This is a genomic window from Serratia sp. SSNIH1, from assembly GCF_002935055.1.
GTDB classification, from domain to species: Bacteria; Pseudomonadota; Gammaproteobacteria; order Enterobacterales; family Enterobacteriaceae; genus Serratia; species Serratia nevei.
In genome coordinates, this window is record NZ_CP026383.1 from 3,611,656 (window position 1) to 3,632,768 (window position 21,113).

Genomic DNA, 21,113 nt, shown 5'->3' on the forward strand with positions numbered 1-21,113 from the left:
GTTCTTCGCAACACAGTTAAAAGGTTCGGGCTTGTTTGCCCACGGCGTCAACCACCGTCCCCTCAGGTATCGGCCCTCCCCTAACAACCTTTAGCAATTTTTTAAAATTTTTTGCGCCGGCGGCAATGGCGGAAATAACGCGGTTTTTCCCTCTTCTATTGCGCCATCGGTTTTTTGTTTTTTTCGGTAAACTTTTTCATCACTGGGCCGATAACGCGTAAAGCGAATAAAGTCATAATCAAGGAGAATTACTCATGGCAACGATCAGTTCATTAGGTCTCGGCTCAGGACTCGACCTCAACGGCTTGCTGGATAAGCTGACCAAAGCGGAACAACAGCGCCTGACCCCTTACACCACCAAACAATCCAGCTATAAAGCCCAGTTGACCGGTTACGGCACGCTGAAGGGCGCGTTGGAAAAGTTCGACAACCTCAGCAAAGAGATGGCGAAAGAGGACTTCTTCAAGGCCACCACCGCCACCGAACACGACGCCTTCAAGATCACCACCAACGCCAAGGCGGTGCCGGGCAACTATGTGGTGGAAGTGAAGAACCTGGCGCAGGCAGAAACCCTGACCACTCAGGCGAAAGTCAGCGACCAGGGCGCCAAGTTAGGCACCGAAGGCGCCACCGACCGCTCCCTGACCATCACCGCCGGCAACCCGCCGAAAGCCACCAAAATCCCGCTGAGCGACGATCAAACCTCGCTGGTTGAGCTGCGCGACGCCATCAACGGCGCCAAGGCCGGCGTCACCGCCAGCATCATGCGCGTCGGCGACAACGACTATCAGCTGGCGATCAGTTCCTCCACCACTGGTGAAAACAACAAGATTTCCCTCCAGGTCGACAACGACGACAAACTGGGCGATATCCTGAACTACACCGCCACCCGCGGCACCACCACCGCCATGAAGCAGACGGTCGCGCCGCAGGACGCGGAGCTGATGGTGAACGGCACGGCCATCAAACGCAGCACCAACTCGATCAGCGATGCCCTGCAGGGCGTCACCATCGATCTGAAAACCAAAACCAAAACCAATGAACCGCAACACCTGGTGATCAGCACCAACACCGCCGGCACCACCGACAAGATCAAAGAGTGGGTCGACAGCTATAACTCGCTGCTGGACACCTTCAACGCGTTGTCCAAGTTCACCCCGGTGAAAACCGGCGAAGCGCCAAACCCAACCAACGGCCCGCTGCTGGGCGACAACACCCTGCGCGGCATTCAGTCGTCGATCAAAAGCGCGCTGAGCGCCGCCCAAGACAATCCGGAATTAAAAGGTCTGGGCAACCTCGGCATCTCTACCAACACCAAAACCGGCAAGCTGGAAATCGACAGCGCCAAGCTGAAGAAAGCGATGGATGAAAAGCCGGATCAGGTCAGCAACTTCTTCGTCGGTAACGGCAAAGACACCGGCATGGCCACCGAGATCCACAACGAGATCCAGAGCTACATCAAATCCGGCGGCATCATCGAGAACTCGACCAAAAGCATCAACACTAACCTCGATCGCCTGAACAGCCAGATCACCACGGTCACGGCCAGCATTCAAAACACCATCGATCGTTATAAACAACAGTTCGTTCAGCTGGATACCATGATGTCGAAAATGAACGGCACCAGTAACTATTTGGCTCAACAGTTCAAATAACCCTTTAACAAGGCAAAGAAAACAGCATGTATAACCGTAGCGGCACTCAGGCCTATGCACAGGTCAGTCTGGAAAGCGGCGCCATGAGCGCCAGCCCGCACCAGTTAATCGTGATGTTGTTCGACGGGGCGCTCAGCGCCCTGCTTCGCGCACGCATCCTGATGAACCAGGGCGATATCGCCGGCAAAGGCCTGGCGCTGTCCAAAGCCATCAACATCATCGACAACGGCCTGAAAGGCGGCCTGGACCCTCAGCAGGGCGGCGAGATCGCCGAAAACCTGGCGGCGTTGTACGACTACATGAAGCGTCGGTTAATGCAGGCCAACCTGCATAACGACGAGGCGGCGATCGCCGAAGTGGTCAAACTGCTGGAGAACATCGCCGACGCATGGCGCCAGATCGGCCCCAACTACCAACCTTCGCAGGACGCCGTGTAATGGAACGTCAACAGCAGCTGTTAGCCGCTTATCAACAAATTTACAGCCTGAGCAGCCAGATGATCGCGCTGGCGCAAACCGGGCGCTGGGAAGAGCTCGTCGAACTCGAATTCGCCTACGTGACGGCGGTGGAAAAAACCGCCGCCTTTACCGGGCAAGCCGGCCCGTCTATGGCCTTGCAGGAGATGCTGCGCAATAAGCTGCAACAGATCCTCGACAACGAAACCGAGCTCAAGCGTCTGTTACAGCAGCGCATGGATGAGCTGAAAACGCTGATCGAGCAGTCCACGCGCCAGAACGTGGTCAACAATACCTACGGCCAGTTTCATGACCGCGCGCTGTTGCTGGGGGAACCACAGGTCCGATAAGATCGACAATACTGACGAAAATGGATTAAATAGCATCATGCGCTATTACTCTCGGGTTACGTTAGGATATTAATCTATGGCATTTGAATTATTCAGTTTATGGGTAATTGGTAAAATGCGCACTTCGAGCCTGGCTCTCACTTTAATGGATAAGCATCATCCCGACACGGACGTTTTCTGTTCAGCAGGAAATTGATTTTTGATAGATAAAACACGCCGCTGTGTTTCACAGCCCATGGAAAAATGTTGCTCCAACGCGGATCAAAGCGTAAAGATATTCCCAGATAATGGCTGCGAAATGAATATCGATGGAACGTACAATTAATCTCTGTCCAGGAATTGGTGCCTCAGCGCACATCGTTCAGCATACTGAATTATTATTCCCTTCAGTTTATTTTGAGCAACCACATCTGTATCTGATACAACAAGGCCATAAGCGCGTACGCTGGCAACAACACGAAGTGGTGGCTCATCCCGGCGAGCTGTTGATTATCGACGGGGGGCAAACGGTGGATATTATTAACGGCCCCTCCGAAGAGGGCGTGTTCAGCTGTCAGTTGCTGACCTGCGACCCTCTGCTGCTCACTTTTCAGCCTCCGGCCGAGGAAACGCCGGCGCCGATGCCGTTCGATGCCGTCCTGGCGCTGCGCAATCTACCCTGCGCCCTGAAGCACAGCTTTGAGACCACCAGCCTGGCGCTGGCGCTCCGGCAGCGTTTTCCCACCATCATCGTGCGGCACAAAATGCTGGAAATTCTGCTGTGGCTGGCCCAGTTCGGCATTCGCTTCATCCACAACGAAGCCAAAGACCTGACGCAGCGCGTGCGCCGCTGCCTGGCAACCGATCCGCACAGCATTTGGACCGCAGCCAAAGTCGCGGAGAGCCTGTCGATGAGTGAAGTGATGCTGCGCCGCAAACTGTCGATGGAAAATACCGCGTTGCGCAACCTGATGATCGACGTGCGCATGAGCAGTGCGCTGGCCCTGCTGCAATCCACCGACTGGCCGATATCCGCCATCGCACAACATGTCGGCTATGAAAGCGCGTCGCGTTTCGCCGAACGTTTTCGCAAGCGCTTCGGCTTTGCGCCGACCGCCATTCGCGGCCACCAAAGGATTATGGAACCTGGCCCCCTGGGGGCCGAAGCAATAGCCGCCGGAGAAACATAAATAAACGCGCAACAAAATGGCTTTATTTGGCACAGGTCCCTAACAGTTGTCACAACGCTGAGATAGGCTACGCAACGTCGAACCGCCGAAGAGCAAATTAAACGATGCTTAATGAAAAGCGATTATTTTCTCTGGCAATAATGTTGTTGGGGCTGTGGCTTTTAGCATTGCTGTATGAAGAAGACATGATGCGCTTACTTGCCGCACAATAAAATGGCCAGGCTTTTATCGCCTGGTCAGACTTCAGTCCAGTTTAACCAGAATGCCAATTAATACGACGAGTACCGTCAGCATTAAAATACTGATCAGACGCCATCTGGATTCGCTTTTCGTGCTCATTGACCTACCTCGAATAATAACCCTACTAATCAGGCCATAATAAAGGGTCATCTGGGCATTCAATAAGCCTGACAGCACCGTTTTCGTCCCTCTATTCGGTACATTAGCGCCCATTTCCTGTCGGTTGCGGCTCCGGCCCTTAGCGTTGTGATACCGACGGCGCCGCAAGCGCCAATTTCCCCGGCAGCTCCGCCACCAGTTTGTCCACCGCCAGTCTCACCTTGAGCGGCTGGTAAGGCATATAGGGCCATACCACATTCACCGGAAAACTGAGGCTGGACTCACCGCGCATGATCTCCACCAACGTCCCCGCCGCCAGCCGATCGCGTACCAGCCACTCCGGCAGCCAGGCAATACCGGCACCGGCGGAAACGGCATCGACGATCCCCTGCATGTCATCCATCATCATCTTGGCCGGTGGCCTGAACGGCTGCAGCTCGCCGTTTTCGCCGCGAAGTTGCCAGGGCAACACCGCGCCCGCGTGCAGATACCCCACCGCCTGATGGCGGCTTAACGCGTCCATCGTGCTCGGCTCACCGCTGCGCCGCAGGTAGTCGGGCGAAGCGCACAGGAGCATGCCGTGTTCCCCCAGGCGCCGGGCAACCAGACTGCCGCTGTCCGCCAGCTCGCCGATGCGTACCGCCAGATCGACCCCTTCGTCGACCAGATCGATCCTGCGGTCGCTGAACGAGATTTCCAGCGTCAGCAACGGATGCTCATTCGCCAGCGCCGTCAGCAAGGGGGCGATGCACAGGTGGCCGAACAACACCGGCACCGAGACCCTGAGCCGGCCGCTGACCTGCATCTTGCCGCTGTCCAGCTGATTTTCCGCCGCCTGTATGTTCGCCAACGCCTGCCGGCAGTGCTCGTAGTACAGTGCCCCCTCATCCGTCAGGCTCAGGCTGCGCGTAGTGCGCATAAACAACATCACGCCGAGCCGCGCCTCCAGCCGCGACACGATTTTGCTGACCGCGGAGCGCGTCAGATGCAGTTTTTCTGCGGCGGCGGCAAAACTGCCGCCTTCCGCCACGGCGACAAAAGCCGGCAGCGCGCTGAGATCGCTTTTCATTTTATAGTTTCCAAATTGGAATCAATTAAGTGAAAACCTATCACCACTGGTGAACACCAAGCAATGATAACCTGCAGTCATTCCGGAATTACCGGTGAAAACCACAGATGACCGTCAGAGGACAACCACATGAAAAAAATACTGGTGCTCAAATCCAGCATTATGGGAAATGACTCGCAGACCAATAACCTGATTGACCGCTATCTGGCGGAACGTCGGGCCAAAGGACACGAAGATAAGATCGTCGAGCACGACCTGACGGCGTTGGATCTGCCGGTATTGGACGGCGAGCTGTTCAGTGCGCTGCGCGGCGCGGAAAACACCAGCCCACGCGCCCAAGCGGCGGTGGCGCTGTCCGATCGGCTGATTGCCGAACTGAAAAGGAGCGATCTGCTGCTGATCGGGGCGCCAATGTACAACCTCAACGTACCGACCCAGCTGAAAAACTGGTTCGATCTGGTGGCCCGCGCCCGGGTAACGTTCAACTATACCGCCACCTACCCGGTCGGGTTGGTCGAGGGCGTCAATGCGCTGGTATTCAGTTCACGCGGCGGCGTACACGCCGGCCAGCCGACCGACGCCGTAACGCCCTACCTGCGGTCGGTGCTGGGGCTGATGGGGATCGGCGACGTGCAGTTTATCTATGCCGAAGGGCTGGATATGAAACCGCATGGCCTCGCGCAGGGACTGGCGAACGCTCACGAACGGATTGCGGAATTGGCGGACTAAAGTCGCCGCGTCGAGTCCCCATTGACGCAGTATCCGCGAGTGACCGCTCTGATACATACCAGGTCAGAGCGGCCATTTTAGCTGCACTTGAGATAAAACCATTCCCCCCATCTCCAGCGGTATTGGGCCATAAATGCTGCTGAAAATACGACGAAGAGAACATGATTAAAATGACCACTCGTTCTTTCAGTTTACAACGCCTAAAAAAACGGCCAGTATTGCCACACCTTCAAGTTTCGACATCATACATTTGAAAATAGAAACACTCATGTCAGCACTATTCTTTTGAAAAGCGCTCGCTAAACCGCCGCTCTCAGTGGCCACTCGACATAATGGCAATTAGGACCGGTTGTTATTGGTACCGAAAAACAACTCATATCAATGTGCCAATTAACACATTGGTCGGAGCTCTTGCGCTATTCGGAGAAAAACATTCACTATAGAAATGTTAACACACTATCGAATTTATTATGATCGCACAGATAACATACAAATCTCCTTTGACTCTCACCGTAGAAGTCTGTCTACCCTCCTTTTTCACTCTCCATCATAGCCTGGGCAGCATGGAATCAATACCGTGTGATTTATCTTAATTCAGGACAGAACACCACGCCTAACTTGTTAATCATTAAAAAATAGGCTATCTATATCGCTATTGTTTCACTTCCTGCCTTATGAAACCACATATCTGAAGGGTATAAAATGCAAAAACAAAAAATCGGTGGCCTCTGTTTGTTACAGGTTATCTTGTGTGTTTTTGTTGTATTAATTCACACTAGGCCTTTTATAAATTATCCATTCATAAACTCAATCACTTCGAACGGTATATTTAGAATAGCAGTCCCTTTGTTTTTTGTGATGAATGGGTATTTTTTTAGCTTCGATAAAGAACAATTCATTTCTAAATTAAAAAAGCTATTTGTTATTTATACCTTTCTCTTGATGCTATTTTTACCACTCTGGCTTGATTTGTCATCACCCTATGGGATAATGAAAACACTGACCTATAACATCGTCATTGGATGGTATCACCTATGGTATTTGTCATCACTCATCGTCGCCTCCGTTATTATTTATATCATGCGCAATAAAATCGGATTATTATTAATAACATCCACCCTTCTATTTATTTTGTCTTATTTTATTCAAAATTCTTATCTTTTACTCGACGGCGATATATTTGAAAAGTTAAACAGAAAGCTATACCTTTACAGGAACGCATTAACATTCGCCGTACCTTTCATGCTGATAGGGATTTATATTAGGAAGAATGAGAATTTAAAGGTTTCATTGCCATTGCTGGCTATTTCCATCGTGGCATTGTTAACTGAAGTTATAATTTTCGCACTCGCGGAGACGAAAGATAACATGGCGCGGGATTTATATGTCACATTGATGCTCACAGCACCAGTACTCTTTATATTCTTTAAAAATATGGCATTATCATTCGAAGAAAAAGTTTCTGGGAGAGTTTACTTTTACCACCCAATCTGCGAAATGATGTTCAAATTTGCAGGGTATACGGGTGGTCTGGTTATCTCTACTGCAACCCTTGTCTTTGCCTTTACCTTCGCCATCGTCATAGAGAAGATGAAAGAGAAAAACATGTTCTAACCCCCTATTTGTCGCGAACTAAGTAGAAGCCTATTTAGTTCGCGAGTGCGCGAATTCGCTGTAAGAAATTTACGCCATGGAGCGATGCATGGCGCCTCTCCTGCTACCGACACCCTCTGTGATATCCCTAGTAGCATGCTATAGCACAGCCCCATTAATTAGCGACAGTCTCAACTCGAATGTCAATAAGATGCTAGCCAAAGTTAAAAAATTTCAGAGGTTTTCTCTTTACCAGATTAATAATATTTTTTTCAACACACTCATGAAAAATCACCCCACTGAGAACGGTGAATATAATTGAGATCATAAATGCATATATCCCATCCATGCCATGTAAAAGTTTTACTGAAAGCTTCATTATAATTGGCAGTGAGAAAACCTGAACCAGATAAATAGAATAGGATGCATCGCCGATGTATGTAAAAAAACCTTTACGAAGATCAACACAAGCAATTGAAAAAGCAACCATAGCAAATGATATAATCCCGATAACTAATGGTCTACTCCAAGAGACAAGATCTATCGGCATATCGCTAATCATAAGCATGGTAACTAGGGTCACAATCAAAGGGATAAACCAAAAAGCGCTGAGTTTATTCTCTATCTTCAACCCATTGACCAAGTAATACAACAGGATACCGAATGAGAATTCTACCGCTACTGGTCTCATGAATCCCAAAAAGGACAGAATAAAAATAAGCGCAACCAACAAAGATATTTTTATGAATTGGTTTCTAATAAAAAGGCACAGTGCAAAAATCGCATAGAAAGTCATTTCAAGCTCAAGACTCCAACCAACATATATGGTTGGATAGTCATAACCTAACAGATAGCTAATAAAAAGCATCGATGAAATATTCTGCTCATTCGTGAATAAACCTTCTCTAAAGGCCTCCGGATAAACAGCCTGCATGAATATCATTAACAAGGTAAAGATCCAATAAACAGGAACAATCCTGACAAACCTATCTTTGATAAAACTTGCAGGCGTTTTACTTTTCACTTTGTCAATCATCGCCATGATATAACCAGATATCACAAAGAATATATCAACCCCACATGCCCCCCAATGTCCAACCTGTAAAAAGCCATCAGCATTGAAACCATATTTATAGACCAAACCTGATGAATGGTTTGCTATTACCATTAAAACAGCCAGAGCCCTAAGTAATTGTATATTATTTATCATTTTAGTAAAAAACCTTGTACTATTGATATTACTAAGAATATGAGTATATACCACCTTTTTTCAATGTAAATATTTGCAACTGCGCTAACTATGTGGTGGCAACCATTCTCATGCCGATGGGAATATCGCTAAAAAAAAACAATATTATTCAGCGGGATAGGAGAGAGGCTATGCCAAATGACTGCCCTGGCATTAATACGATGAAATGGCAATATAGGATTAGTATGATACCTCATAGCCAAAATAGTAAACGATTAAGAATGAGAGCGATTTAGACGACCGATAAAGAATGCTTGAATTAACAAACATAACGGGCAGCCATCAACCTGCTCACATTTCAAATACGATGCAATCGCCCTCCAGATGTGCACGACCAGGCTAACCTCATTCCTTAATCTAGCCACCGCTTAAAGCCAGTAGTCAGGTGTAGCGTTCATCATGAGTTTGGTGATGAACGCGATTTGAGCCTTGGCTGAGTGAGGTAACGACTAAGATGGGAAGCAAAAGTATCCATGGTGATCCCACCGAGCTGTACCTTCTCCCTCATGCAGGTATCAATAAACTGTTGAACGGTGGATTCAAGTTGACCGAATCGTCATGTCCCCCGTCACACCGGCATATTCATAATATCTTGGTAGGCCGCCACCAGCTTGTTGCGCACCTGCACGCCCAGCTGCAAAGAGACCGACGATTTCTGCAGATCGACCATCACATCGTTCAGGCTGATGCCCGGCACGCCCAGTTCGAAATCCTGCGCCTGCTTGCGCGCCGTTTGCTGGGTCTCGCTGATCTTGCCGAGCGCCGCGGTCAGTTCGCTGGCGAAGCTGACGCCCTGTGGCGCCGCATTCTGCCCCATTTTGCCGGCCTGAACCGCCATGGTCTGCATCTGCTGCAGTACCCCTTCAATGCCCTGAATCGCCATCTGATCCTCAATCATCTCGTCTCGCCGGGTGACGTTTCACCCTGCACTTCTCCAATGATGCACACCCTAGCACAGCGTTTTCAGACCTAAAGCGGCTAATTAACTGCAAAAAACCCGGCTTATCGGGCAATCAGAATCGTCTGACAAGGCGAATAATGGCCTGCCCAGAAATGGGAGCGCCGCTATTTAGAAGATATGTGTATCAGGGAGTCTGTTTTGTCACACAACGCTAACCATACCGTTCATCAGCCTGGCAGGGAGCTGCTCAGCGGCCCGTACGGGATCGTGAGCGCCATTGAAGGACGAGACCTAAAATGAGTGCTTCGATAACCGCCGGCGAAAGCCGCGACAACGGCCTGCAGGCCATCTGGAATCGTCTGCGCGCCAACCCGAAAATTCCGTTGCTGGTCGCCGCTTCCGCCGCGATCGCGATCGTCGTCGCGCTGCTGTTGTGGGTGAAAAGTCCCGACTACCGCGTGCTGTACAGCAATCTGAACGACCGCGACGGTGGCGCCATCGTCACCCAGCTGACGCAGATGAATATCCCTTACCGCTTTGCCGAAAATGGCGCAGCGCTGCTGATCCCGGCGGAAAAGGTGCATGAAACCCGCCTGCGCCTGGCGCAGCAAGGGCTGCCGAAAGGCGGCGCCGTCGGCTTCGAACTGCTGGATCAGGAAAAATTCGGCATCAGCCAGTTCAGCGAGCAGATCAACTATCAGCGTGCCCTCGAGGGCGAGCTGTCGCGCACTATCGAATCGCTGGGGCCGGTGCAAAACGCCCGCGTTCACCTGGCGCTGCCTAAACCTTCGCTGTTCGTGCGCGAACAAAAATCCCCTTCCGCGTCGGTAACGCTGACCCTGCAACCCGGCCGTGCGCTGGACGATGGCCAGATCAACGCCATCGTTTATATGGTGTCGAGCAGCGTCGCCGGCCTGCCGCCGGGCAACGTGACCGTGGTCGATCAGGCTGGCCGTCTGCTGACGCAGTCCGACGGCACCGGGCGCGATCTCAACGCCTCGCAGCTGAAATACGCCAACGAAGTGGAAAACGGCTTCCAGCGCCGCATCGAAGCGATCCTCGCCCCGGTGGTCGGCAGCGCCAACGTGCGCGCGCAGGTCACGGCGCAGATCGACTTCGCCACTCGCGAACAAACCGATGAACAGTACCAACCTAACCAACAGCCTGACAAAGCCGCTATCCGCTCTCAGCAAACCAGCCTGAGCGAGCAGATCGGCGGGCCACAGGTAGGCGGCGTGCCGGGCGCACTGTCCAATCAGCCGAGCGCGCCGGCCACGGCGCCGATTGAAACCGCCAAGCCGGCCATCGCGCCAGGCAACAATGCCAACGCCAACGCCACCGCGCAAAACGCCGCGACCACCCGCAGCGCGGCGGCCAGCGGCGTACCGCAAAATACCCGTCGCGACGCGACCACCAACTACGAGCTCGACCGCACCATTCGCCATACCCAGCAAAAAGCCGGCACCGTGCAGCGTTTGTCGGTCGCCGTGGTCGTCAACTATCTGGGCACCGATAAAGACGGCAAACCGCAGCCGATGAGCAAAGAGCAGCTGGCGCAGATCGAAGCGCTGGTGCGTGAAGCGATGGGTTACTCCAGCAGCCGTGGCGATACCCTGAACGTGGTCAACACGCCGTTTACCGACAGTCAGGTGACCGGTGGCGAACTGCCGTTCTGGCAAAGCCAGTCGTTTATCGATCGTCTGCTCGACGCGGGCCGCTATCTGCTGGTGCTGCTGGTGGCCTGGCTGCTGTGGCGCAAACTGGTGCGGCCGCAGCTGCAACAGCGCCAGGCGGCGCAACAGGCCGCCGCCGCCGCCGCCAACGCCCCTGCCGCCAAACCGGTCGACAGCAGCAAACCGAGCAACGAGGAGCTGGCGCAGCGTCGTAAATCGCAGCAGCGCGTCAGCGCAGAAGTCCAGAGCCAGCGGATCCGCGATCTGGCTGACAAAGACCCACGCGTGGTCGCTCTGGTAATCCGCCAATGGATGAGTAACGAGATATGAGCCTGACCGGAACCGACAAAAGCGCCATCCTGCTGATGACGCTGGGTGAAGATCGCGCGGCGGAGGTGTTCAAACACCTCTCCTCGCGCGAAGTACAGCTGCTGAGCGGCACCATGGCCGGCATGAGCCAGGTTTCGCACAAACAGCTCGGCGAAATACTGACCGAGTTTGAAGACGACGCCGAGCAATACGCGGCGCTGAGCGTCAACGCCAGCGACTACCTGCGTTCGGTGCTGGTCAAAGCGCTGGGCGAAGAGCGCGCCGCCAGCCTGCTGGAAGACATTCTCGAATCGCGCGAGACCACCACCGGCATGGAAACGCTCAACTTTATGGAGCCGCAGAGCGCTGCCGATCTGATCCGCGACGAACACCCGCAGATCATCGCCACCATTCTGGTGCACCTCAAACGCGGCCAGGCGGCAGATATCCTGGCCCTGTTCGACGAACGCCTGCGCAACGACGTGATGCTGCGTATCGCCACCTTCGGCGGCGTACAGCCGGCGGCGTTGGCGGAGTTGACCGAAGTGCTGAACAATCTGCTCGACGGCCAGAACCTCAAGCGCAGCAAAATGGGCGGGGTGCGCACCGCCGCCGAGATCATCAACCTGATGAAAACCCAGCAGGAAGAAGCGGTCATCGACGCGATGCGCGAATACGACGGCGAGCTGGCGCAGAAGATCATCGACGAGATGTTCCTGTTCGAAAACCTGGTGGAGGTCGACGATCGCAGTATCCAACGCCTGCTGCAGGAAGTGGAAGGCGAGTCGCTGCTGATTGCGTTGAAAGGCGCCGAGCAGCCGCTGCGCGAGAAGTTCCTCAAGAACATGTCGCAACGCGCTGCCGACATCCTGCGCGACGATCTGGCCAACCGTGGGCCGGTGCGCATGTCGCAGGTGGAGAACGAGCAGAAAGCCATCCTGCTGGTGGTAAGACGCCTGGCGGAAAGCGGCGAAATGATCATCGGCGGCGGCGAGGACACCTATGTCTGATCGCATTAACACCCTGCCCTGGCAGCCCTGGTCGCTCAACGACCTGGGCGAACAGAAACCGGCTGTCGAACTGCCGCAGTTGCCGGATCTCGAGCTTGACGATCCGTCGCCGGACGCACAGGCCGAATTGCAGCAGCAGTTGGCGACGCTGCGCCTGCAGGCGGAGCAACAGGGCCAGCAGTTGGGCTATGCCGACGGCCAGCAAAAAGGCTATGAGGCCGGTTTTCAGTCCGGACTGGAAGAAGGCCGCCAGCAAGGGCTGCTGGAAGCGCAACAGCAGCAGCAGCCGCTGACCGCCCACTGGCAGCAGCTGGTCACCGAATTCCAGCACACGCTGGACGCGCTCGACAGCGTGATCGCTTCGCGGCTGATGCAGCTGGCACTGACCGCCGCCAAACAGGTGCTGGGCCAGCCGCCGGTGTGCGACGGCACTGCCCTGCTGGCGCAGATCCAACAGCTGATCCAACAGGAACCGATGTTCAACGGCAAGCCGCAGCTGCGGGTGCACCCGGACGACTACCCGCGCGTCGAGCAGCAGCTGGGGGTCACCCTCAGCCTGCACGGCTGGCGCCTGCTGGCGGACGGCGAGCTGCACCCGGGCGGCTGCAAGGTCAGCGCCGAGGAAGGCGATCTCGACGCCAGCCTGGCGACGCGCTGGCATGAACTGTGCCGCCTGGCGGCACCGGGAGAAGTCTGATGACCGCGCGTCTCGGCCGCTGGCTGAGCTCTCTGGATACGCTGGAAAAACGCATCGCGCGCGCGCCGACGGTGCGCCGCTACGGTCGCCTGACCCGCGCTACCGGGCTGGTGCTGGAGGCCACCGGCCTGCAGCTGCCGCTCGGCGCGACCTGCCTCATCGAACGGCACGACGCCGGTGAGGTGCAGGAAGTGGAAAGCGAAGTGGTCGGCTTCAACGGCCAGCGGCTATTCCTGATGCCGCTGGAAGAAGTGGAAGGCATCGTGCCGGGCGCGCGGGTTTACGCCCGCATCGCGCCGGAAGGCCAAAGCGCCGGCAAACAGCTGCCGCTCGGCCCGGCGCTGTTGGGGCGGGTGCTGGACGGCAGCGCCAAACCGCTCGACGGCCTGCCTTCACCGGAAACCGGTTACCGCGCGCCGCTGATCACCGCGCCGTTCAACCCCTTGCAGCGCACGCCGATCGAGCAGGTGCTGGACGTGGGGGTGCGCACCATCAACGGACTGCTGACCGTCGGCCGCGGCCAGCGTATGGGCCTGTTCGCCGGCTCCGGCGTCGGCAAGAGCGTGCTGCTCGGCATGATGGCCCGTTATACCCAGGCGGATGTGATCGTCGTTGGCCTGATCGGCGAGCGTGGCCGCGAGGTCAAAGACTTTATCGAGAACATTCTCGGCGCCGAAGGCCGGGCGCGCTCGGTGGTGATCGCCGCGCCGGCGGACGTGTCGCCGCTGCTGCGCATGCAGGGGGCGGCCTACGCCACCCGCATCGCCGAAGATTTCCGCGATCGCGGGCAGCATGTGTTGCTGATCATGGATTCCCTCACCCGCTACGCCATGGCGCAGCGTGAGATCGCCCTGGCCATCGGCGAGCCGCCGGCGACCAAAGGCTATCCGCCTTCGGTCTTCGCCAAGCTGCCTGCGCTGGTGGAACGCGCGGGCAACGGCATCAGCGGCGGCGGTTCCATCACCGCCTTCTACACCGTGTTGACCGAAGGGGACGATCAGCAAGACCCGATCGCCGACTCGGCGCGCGCAATTCTCGATGGCCACGTGGTGCTGTCCCGGCGCCTGGCGGAAGCCGGTCACTACCCGGCGATCGACATCGAAGCGTCAATCAGCCGCGCCATGACGTCGCTGATCGACGAAGAGCATTACCGCCGGGTGCGCACCTTCAAACAGATGCTGGCCAGCTATCAGCGCAACCGCGATCTGATCAGCGTCGGCGCCTACGCGGCGGGCAGCGATCCGTTGCTGGACAAGGCGATGACGCTGTATCCGCAGATGGAAGCTTACCTGCAACAGGGCATCTTTGAACGCAGCGGCTATGATGAAGCCTGTCAACAGCTGCAGCAGTTGATTGTTTAACGTCACCAGAGGCGCACAGCGATGAAATCACAATCTCCCCTGATTACCCTGCGAGATCTGGCGCAGGATGCGGTGGAACAGGCCGCACAACAGCTGGGTCAGGTACGGCAGGCGCAGCAGGCGGCAGAGCAGCAGCTGTCGATGCTGCTCAACTATCAGGACGAATACCGCCAGAAGCTGAATCATACGCTCTGCGACGGCATGGACAGCTCACGCTGGCAAAACTACCAGCAGTTTATCGGCACGCTGGAACAGGCCATCGACCAACACCGCCAGCAGCTGCTGCAGTGGGGGCAGAAAGTGGATCATGCGGTGAAGCAATGGCAAGACAAACAACAGCGGCTGAACGCTTTCGAGACCCTGCATACCCGCGCTCTGACGGCGGAGCAGCAGCAGGAGAACAAACGGGATCAAAAACTGATGGATGAGTTCGCTCAACGCAGTGCACAAAGGAATATCAACCCATGAATCTGAACGCCCTGCCCGGCCTGGCCTTACCCGGCGACGCCGGCGGCCTGGCCGAACTGACGTCGGCGCTGGATGAGAGCCAGCTGTCGTCCGCTTTCGCCCAGCTGCTCGGCGCTCGTTTCGCGCCCGCCGCCGACGGCAAACAGCCGCCGGTCGCGCTGAGCGCGGACGAAGAACGCGCCCCGGCCCTGAGCCGCAACCAGCTCAATCAACTGCTGGCCACCTTCGGCGAGCGCGGCGGCCTGCTGCCGGGCCAGACCGTCTCAGCCGACGCGCTTTCAGCTGAGGGCGCCGAGGGCGAAGCGCCCGCCGCCGGCGACAAACCGGCGCAGCCGCCGATCGCCGCCGCCAAAGAGCTGGATGCCGCAACGCTGCAGGCGCTGTACGCCATGCTGCCGGCCGCGATCGTCGCCCAGGCGCAACCGGCCGAAGGCCAACGCTCGCTGCCGGTGGATAGCGCTGACGAAGCGACTGCGCTGCAGCCCGGCAATGGCCTGCTGAACATCGCGGCGGCCGGTGATAAAACCGCCGCGCGTTCATCGGCATCCCCCGCTCCGTCGCTGACAGGGGCGAAAACGTCGGCTACCGACGGCGATAATGCCAAGGCGGCGCTCCCGCAACCGACCAACGGCGAACGTGCAAGCACCGCACAACCGCTGCCGGCGAGCGATGCGCAGCAGCCACCGACGCTCAACCACGCCGTCGCCCTGGCCGCCGCCAGCCCAACGCAAACGGCCGCTCCTGCCAGCGCACTGGTGACCGCACCGCCTGCGCCGCAGCTCAACGCGCAGCTGGGCAGCCCGGAGTGGCAGCAGGCGTTGAACCAACAGGTGCTGATGTTCCACCGCAACGGCCAGCAAAGCGCCGAGCTGCGCCTGCACCCGCAGGAACTGGGCGCCCTGCAGATCACGCTGAAACTAGACGATCAGCAGGCGCAGCTGCACATCGCCTCCGCTCACGGCCAGGTGCGTGCGGCGGTGGAAGCGGCGATGCCGCAGCTGCGGCACGCGCTGGCGGAGAGCGGTATCAACCTGGGGCAGAGCAGCGTGGGCGGCGAGTCCACCCCGCAATGGCAGCAGCAGGCGCAACAGCAGGCTTCCAACGGCCAGGGGCGTTCCAGCTATGCTGAACATCATGGCGGTGACGGTGCAGCCGCCGAGGGCGTCAGCGCACCGGCGGCGCTGCAGCGTATGGCCAGCGCGGTCAACGGCGTCGATATTTTCGCCTAAGCCGCCGCAAACGCCCAAGCTGGCACCCATTTGCGCGTCTATTCAGGCTATTGCACGCCGCAATAGACGCGATAATACCTTTACCCGTCATACTTGAAGCTGCATCTTTGTTGGCTGCATTTGCGCGCCCCAGTCACATAGTTACCTATGCTCCTGGGGACTTACAAATTTGCCGCCGCGATGCAGCCCCAATTATTTTGGGTAAATTATGTCGTGCGTGCGGCTTTTATACGCGCTATGTACCCGATATCCGCGAGATACTCGGTTGCAGCTTGAAATATCAAGTATATATGCCCTATGGATTTCAAGTTGCAGCTAGGCGGCCAGCGCATGAGTCCCCAGGAGCTTACTCAAGTAAGTGACTGGGGTAAGTGCGTGCAGCCAACAACGCTGCGGCTTGAAAGACGACGGGTATAACAACAGGAATTAGATTTGGCTATGTCTCAGAACTCCCTTCCGGCAGCACCGAAACGCCCCCTTCTGGTCATCCTGCTGGTCTTGATCAGCGTCGTCGCCTGTGGCGCCGCGGGCTACAGCTGGTGGCTGCTGCAACAGCATAAAAACGGTGCCGAACCGGCCGCCGCCAAACAGCAACCGCCGGCCGCGCCGGTGTTTATGCCGCTCGACACCTTTACCGTCAACCTGGTGACGCCGGACAACAACCCGGATCGCGTGCTGTACATCGGCCTCACGCTGCGTCTGCCGGACGAAAGTACCCGCCGCCAGCTGAACGATTTTCTGCCGGAAGTGCGCAGCCGTCTGCTGATGCTGCTCTCCCGTCAGGAAGCGAGCCAGCTGGCCAATGAACAAGGGAAGCAACAGTTGGTGGCGCAGATTAAGGACGTGCTCAGCCCGCCGCTGGTTAAGGGACAACCGAAGCAGGTGGTCAGCGACGTGCTGTTCACCGCCTTCATACTGCGGTAATCACTATGGGCGATAGCATTCTTTCACAGGCAGAGATCGACGCCTTGCTCAACGGCGACAGCGCGGGTGATGAACCCGAAGCGATAGTCGGCAAAGAGAGCGAGGTCAAGCCTTACGATCCGAACACCCAGCGCCGCGTGGTGCGCGAGCGTCTGCACGCGCTGGAAATCATCAACGAACGTTTTGCCCGGCAGTTCCGCATGGGGTTGTTCAACCTGCTGCGCCGCAGCCCGGACATTACCGTCGGCCCGATCAAAATCCAGCCGTATCACGAGTTCGCCCGCAACCTGCCGGTGCCGACCAACCTGAACCTGGTGCATCTGAACCCGCTGCGCGGCACCGCCCTGTTCGTGTTCGCGCCGAGCCTGGTGTTCATCGCCGTCGATAACCTGTTCGGCGGCGACGGCCGCTTCCCGACCAAGGTCGAAGGCCGCGAGTTCACCCCGACCGAACAGCGGGTGATCAAGCGCATGCTGCGCCTGGCGCTGGACGCCTACGGCGACGCCTGGAGCGCCATCTACAAGATCGACGTAGAGTACGTGCGCGCCGAAATGCAGGTGAAGTTCACCAACATCACCACCTCGCCGAACGACATCGTGGTCACCACGCCGTTCCAGGTGGAGATCGGCGCGCTGACCGGCGAGTTCAACATCTGCATTCCGTTCGCGATGATCGAACCGCTGCGCGAGCTGTTGACCAACCCGCCGCTGGAAAATTCGCGGCAGGAAGACAGCCACTGGCGCGAAACCCTGGTGAAGCAGGTGCAACACTCCGAACTGGAGCTGATCGCCAACTTCGTCGATATCCCGATGCGGCTGTCGAAAGTCCTGAAGCTGCAGCCGGGCGATGTATTACCGATAGACAAGCCGGAACGCCTGATCGCCCATGTGGACGGCGTACCGGTTCTGACCAGCCAATACGGCACGTTGAACGGGCAATATGCCCTGCGTGTTGAACATTTGATTAACCCTATTTTGAATGCTCTGAGTGAGGAACAGCCCAATGAGTGATCCTAAGCAACCGTCTGGCGAAGGAAAGGAATCCGTAGACGATCTGTGGGCTGATGCGTTTAACGAGCAACAGTCGACAGAGAAATCCGGCGCAAGCACCGAAGGGGTGTTCAAGTCGCTGGAAGCTCAGGATGCGCTCGGCAGCCTGCAGGATATCGACCTGATCCTGGATATTCCGGTCAAGCTGACCGTGGAACTGGGGCGCACCAAGATGACCATCAAAGAGCTGCTGCGCCTGTCGCAAGGCTCGGTGGTGGCGCTGGACGGCCTGGCCGGCGAGCCGCTGGACATCCTGATCAACGGTTACCTGATCGCACAAGGTGAAGTGGTGGTGGTGGCCGACAAGTTCGGCGTGCGCATCACCGACATCATCACCCCGTCCGAACGCATGCGTCGACTGAGCCGCTGATGACCGTCGCGGCGCCCGTTACCGTCCAAAGTACTCAACCACCCGCCGCGCCGGCCTTGCCGGCCGGTTCGGTGTTGATGCAGGTCAGCAGCGCGCTCGGCGGCATTCTGCTGCTGATCCTGCTGGCCGGTTGGCTGTTCCGCCGGCTGGGCTTCGCCCCGCAGGCGCGCAACAACAAGCTGCTCAACCTGCGCGCCAGTTGCCAGGTCGGGCAGCGCGAGCGCGTGGTGGTGGTGGAAGTCGACGATACCTTGCTGGTATTGGGCGTCACCGCCCAGCAGATCACCCCGCTGCACACCCTGCCCGCCCCGCCGAAAGACGAAGGTGCGGCCGATGCGGCGACGCCGGCGGACTTCCGCCAACTGATGCAAAAAGTTCTGAAACGCCCGGAAAAATCGGCATGACCTCGACTCTTCATACCCTCGTCCGCCGTCCGGCGGTTTGGCTCCCTGCCGCCCTGCTGTTCATCAGCCCGGCGGCTTTGGCGCAACTGCCGGGGCTGATCAGTCAGCCGCTGGCCAACGGCGGCCAAAGCTGGTCGCTGCCGGTGCAGACGCTGGTGCTGTTGACCTCGCTGACCTTCCTGCCCGCCATGCTGCTGATGATGACCAGCTTTACCCGCATCATCATCGTGCTCGGGCTGCTGCGCAACGCGCTGGGCACCCCGTCGGCGCCGCCGAATCAGGTGATGCTGGGGCTGGCATTGTTCCTGACCTTCTTCATCATGTCGCCGGTGTTCGACAAGGTCTATCAGGACGCCTACCTGCCGTTCAGCCAGGACAAGATCGGGCTGGAGGTCGCGCTGGATAAAGGCGCACAGCCGCTGCGCGAATTCATGCTGCGCCAAACGCGCGAAACCGATCTCGCGCTGTACGCCAGGCTGGCCAATCAGCCGCCGCTGGCCGGCCCGGAGGCGGTGCCGATGCGCATCCTGCTGCCCGCCTACGTCACCAGCGAACTGAAAACCGCCTTCCAGATCGGCTTTACGGTGTTCATTCCGTTCCTGATTATCGACCTGGTGGTCGCCAGCGTGCTGATGGCGCTGGGGATGATGATGGTACCGCCGGCCACCATCTCGCTGCCGTTCAAGCTGATGCTGTTCGTGCTGGTCGATGGCTGGCAGCTGCTGCTCGGCTCGCTGGCGCAGAGTTTCTATTCGTAACCCCCGATCGGAGAACGCGAGATGACACCTGAATCGGTTATGGCGCTCGGCACCGAGGCGATGAAAGTGGCGCTGGCGCTGGCCGCGCCGCTGCTGCTGGCGGCGCTGATCAGCGGCCTGGTGGTCAGCCTGCTGCAGGCCGCCACCCAGATCAACGAAATGACGCTGTCGTTCATCCCCAAAATTCTGGCGGTGGTGGCCACCATCATCATCGCCGGCCCCTGGATGTTGAACCTGCTGCTGGACTACATGCGCACCCTGTTCAGCAACCTGCCCACCCTGATCGGCTAACCGTGCTCACCTTCGACAGCGCCCAGCTCACCGTCTGGCTCAGCCACTATTTTTGGCCGCTGCTGCGCATTCTGGCACTGATAAGCACCGCGCCGATATTCAGCGAAAAGCAAATCAGCAAAAAGGTCAAAATCGGCCTTGGCGGGCTGATCGTCATCCTGATCGCGCCGACGCTGCCCGCCAGCAATATCCCGATCTTCTCCGCCGCCGGCCTGTGGCTGGCGATTCAACAGATTCTGATCGGCGTGGCGCTGGGATTGACCATGCAGTTCGCCTTCGCGGCGGTGCGCCTGGCGGGGGAAGTGATCGGCATGCAGATGGGCCTGTCGTTCGCCACCTTCTTCGATCCCAGCGGCGGCCCGAACATGCCGGTGCTGGCGCGCCTGCTCAACCTGCTGGCGATGCTGCTGTTCCTCAGCTTCGACGGCCATCTGTGGCTGATTTCGCTGCTGGCGGACAGCTTCCACACCCTGCCTATCCAGACGCAGCCACTGAACGGCAACGGCTTCCTGGTGCTGACCCAAGTCGGCTCGCTGATCTTCATCAACGGCATGATGCTGGCGCTGCCGCTGATCTGCCTGCTGTTGACGCTGAACATGGCGCTCGGCTTGCTCAACCGCATGACGCCGCAGCTGTCGGTCTTCGTGATCGGCTTCCCGGTCACCATGACCTTCGGCATCATGACGCTGGGCATGATGATGCCGATGTTGGCCCCGTTCTGCGAGCATCTGTTCGGTGAAATCTTCGATCGGCTGGCGGCGGTGATCGGCGGCATGACCTTCTAAGCCCCTGCTCACCCCCTTCCTCCCCCGTTTTCGCCTGAGACAAAATGGCAATAAAAACGCTTTCTTGGGACAAAAGCCTGAGAAACGTCTTTTATCCGGATTAAGGTTCAAATGTCTCCGGTGGCTTGAATAAATAAAACCCTGACCTAGAATAGACCCGGCAACAAAAAATATCGCCTTGCACCCCTTATTTTTTGCAGCGATAACGTACGTTTATCTCGAGTAAAAAATAAGAATAACACAGCCACGCATTGTTAAATGCGCGGCAGATAACTT

Annotated in this window: 22 protein-coding genes; 19 read left to right on the plus strand and 3 right to left on the minus strand. The window is 57.0% G+C overall.

Going from position 1 to position 21,113, the window contains the following annotated elements:
• Nucleotides 1-254: 254 nt before the first annotated feature.
• The 4 genes from fliD to C3F38_RS17490 all read left to right on the plus strand — a co-directional run bounded on the left by fliD (nucleotide 255) and on the right by C3F38_RS17490 (nucleotide 3,629).
• A complete protein-coding gene (gene fliD, locus C3F38_RS17475; RefSeq protein ID WP_047730475.1) occupies nucleotides 255-1,655 on the plus strand; it encodes a flagellar filament capping protein FliD in 1,401 nt (466 codons plus the stop codon).
• A gap of 26 nt (nucleotides 1,656-1,681) precedes the next feature.
• Complete coding sequence (gene fliS / locus C3F38_RS17480) at nucleotides 1,682-2,092, plus strand: flagellar export chaperone FliS (protein WP_038876901.1); 411 nt, start codon at nucleotides 1,682-1,684, stop codon at nucleotides 2,090-2,092.
• Nucleotides 2,092-2,460, plus strand: coding sequence for a flagella biosynthesis regulatory protein FliT (gene fliT / locus C3F38_RS17485; RefSeq protein ID WP_038876898.1), 369 nt, complete (start codon nucleotides 2,092-2,094; stop codon nucleotides 2,458-2,460). The genes fliS and fliT overlap by 1 nt, the downstream gene beginning before the upstream one ends.
• Nucleotides 2,461-2,768: 308 nt before the next feature.
• Entirely contained in the window at nucleotides 2,769-3,629 is an 861-nt protein-coding gene (locus C3F38_RS17490; protein WP_038882061.1) for a helix-turn-helix transcriptional regulator, read from the plus strand.
• Between the two features lie 478 nt (nucleotides 3,630-4,107).
• Here the strand turns inward: C3F38_RS17490 and C3F38_RS17495 are convergent, their stop codons facing one another.
• Nucleotides 4,108-5,037, minus strand: a complete 930-nt coding sequence (locus C3F38_RS17495) for a LysR family transcriptional regulator (protein WP_048234355.1) — start codon at nucleotides 5,035-5,037, stop codon at nucleotides 4,108-4,110.
• 129 nt (nucleotides 5,038-5,166) lie between these two features.
• Here C3F38_RS17495 and C3F38_RS17500 point away from each other — a divergent pair, with 129 nt between their 5' ends.
• Entirely contained in the window at nucleotides 5,167-5,766 is a 600-nt protein-coding gene (locus C3F38_RS17500) for an FMN-dependent NADH-azoreductase (RefSeq protein WP_055316328.1), read from the plus strand.
• Nucleotides 5,767-6,468: 702 nt separating this feature from the next.
• Nucleotides 6,469-7,380 carry an acyltransferase family protein gene (locus tag C3F38_RS17505; protein WP_071934039.1) on the plus strand — a complete coding sequence of 304 codons (912 nt, stop codon included), beginning with the start codon at nucleotides 6,469-6,471 and terminating at the stop codon, nucleotides 7,378-7,380.
• Nucleotides 7,381-7,573: 193 nt separating this feature from the next.
• Here C3F38_RS17505 and C3F38_RS17510 read toward each other — a convergent pair whose 3' ends face one another.
• Both C3F38_RS17510 and fliE read right to left on the minus strand, forming a co-directional pair.
• Nucleotides 7,574-8,569 (minus strand): acyltransferase, encoded by a 996-nt coding sequence (locus C3F38_RS17510; RefSeq protein WP_071934040.1) that lies wholly within the window; start codon nucleotides 8,567-8,569, stop codon nucleotides 7,574-7,576.
• Between the two features lie 607 nt (nucleotides 8,570-9,176).
• Nucleotides 9,177-9,491 (minus strand): flagellar hook-basal body complex protein FliE, encoded by a 315-nt coding sequence (gene fliE, locus C3F38_RS17515; RefSeq protein ID WP_025159836.1) that lies wholly within the window; start codon nucleotides 9,489-9,491, stop codon nucleotides 9,177-9,179.
• A 314-nt stretch (nucleotides 9,492-9,805) separates the two neighbouring features.
• Here fliE and fliF point away from each other — a divergent pair, with 314 nt between their 5' ends.
• The 13 genes from fliF (at nucleotide 9,806) to fliR (ending at nucleotide 20,837) form a co-directional block, all read left to right on the plus strand.
• Nucleotides 9,806-11,512, plus strand: coding sequence for a flagellar basal-body MS-ring/collar protein FliF (fliF, locus tag C3F38_RS17520; RefSeq protein ID WP_038876884.1), 1,707 nt, complete (start codon nucleotides 9,806-9,808; stop codon nucleotides 11,510-11,512).
• Nucleotides 11,509-12,501 carry a flagellar motor switch protein FliG gene (fliG, locus tag C3F38_RS17525; RefSeq protein ID WP_033634975.1) on the plus strand — a complete coding sequence of 331 codons (993 nt, stop codon included), beginning with the start codon at nucleotides 11,509-11,511 and terminating at the stop codon, nucleotides 12,499-12,501. The genes fliF and fliG overlap by 4 nt, the downstream gene beginning before the upstream one ends.
• Nucleotides 12,494-13,198, plus strand: coding sequence for a flagellar assembly protein FliH (fliH, locus tag C3F38_RS17530; protein WP_038876881.1), 705 nt, complete (start codon nucleotides 12,494-12,496; stop codon nucleotides 13,196-13,198). The genes fliG and fliH overlap by 8 nt, the downstream gene beginning before the upstream one ends.
• The gene (gene fliI / locus C3F38_RS17535) at nucleotides 13,198-14,559 is read left to right on the plus strand and encodes a flagellar protein export ATPase FliI (protein WP_004934781.1); all 1,362 of its coding nucleotides are present in this window, start codon (nucleotides 13,198-13,200) and stop codon (nucleotides 14,557-14,559) included. The genes fliH and fliI overlap by 1 nt, the downstream gene beginning before the upstream one ends.
• A 21-nt stretch (nucleotides 14,560-14,580) precedes the next feature.
• Nucleotides 14,581-15,027, plus strand: a complete 447-nt coding sequence (gene fliJ, locus C3F38_RS17540; RefSeq protein WP_033647768.1) for a flagellar export protein FliJ — start codon at nucleotides 14,581-14,583, stop codon at nucleotides 15,025-15,027.
• Nucleotides 15,024-16,256, plus strand: a complete 1,233-nt coding sequence (locus C3F38_RS17545) for a flagellar hook-length control protein FliK (protein ID WP_038876877.1) — start codon at nucleotides 15,024-15,026, stop codon at nucleotides 16,254-16,256. Before fliJ ends, C3F38_RS17545 begins: the two co-directional genes overlap by 4 nt.
• 438 nt (nucleotides 16,257-16,694) lie before the next feature.
• Nucleotides 16,695-17,180 (plus strand): flagellar basal body-associated protein FliL, encoded by a 486-nt coding sequence (gene fliL / locus C3F38_RS17550; RefSeq protein ID WP_004934797.1) that lies wholly within the window; start codon nucleotides 16,695-16,697, stop codon nucleotides 17,178-17,180.
• Between the two features lie 5 nt (nucleotides 17,181-17,185).
• Nucleotides 17,186-18,190, plus strand: coding sequence for a flagellar motor switch protein FliM (fliM, locus tag C3F38_RS17555; protein ID WP_025303254.1), 1,005 nt, complete (start codon nucleotides 17,186-17,188; stop codon nucleotides 18,188-18,190).
• Complete coding sequence (gene fliN, locus C3F38_RS17560; protein ID WP_038876868.1) at nucleotides 18,183-18,599, plus strand: flagellar motor switch protein FliN; 417 nt, start codon at nucleotides 18,183-18,185, stop codon at nucleotides 18,597-18,599. Before fliM ends, fliN begins: the two co-directional genes overlap by 8 nt.
• Nucleotides 18,599-19,003 (plus strand): flagellar biosynthetic protein FliO, encoded by a 405-nt coding sequence (fliO, locus tag C3F38_RS17565; RefSeq protein ID WP_038876866.1) that lies wholly within the window; start codon nucleotides 18,599-18,601, stop codon nucleotides 19,001-19,003. Before fliN ends, fliO begins: the two co-directional genes overlap by 1 nt.
• Nucleotides 19,000-19,761, plus strand: a complete 762-nt coding sequence (fliP, locus tag C3F38_RS17570; RefSeq protein WP_025303257.1) for a flagellar type III secretion system pore protein FliP — start codon at nucleotides 19,000-19,002, stop codon at nucleotides 19,759-19,761. Before fliO ends, fliP begins: the two co-directional genes overlap by 4 nt.
• A gap of 21 nt (nucleotides 19,762-19,782) precedes the next feature.
• Nucleotides 19,783-20,052, plus strand: coding sequence for a flagellar biosynthesis protein FliQ (gene fliQ / locus C3F38_RS17575; RefSeq protein ID WP_004934803.1), 270 nt, complete (start codon nucleotides 19,783-19,785; stop codon nucleotides 20,050-20,052).
• A 2-nt stretch (nucleotides 20,053-20,054) separates the two neighbouring features.
• Entirely contained in the window at nucleotides 20,055-20,837 is a 783-nt protein-coding gene (fliR, locus tag C3F38_RS17580; protein ID WP_033632754.1) for a flagellar biosynthetic protein FliR, read from the plus strand.
• Nucleotides 20,838-21,113: the final 276 nt, after the last annotated feature.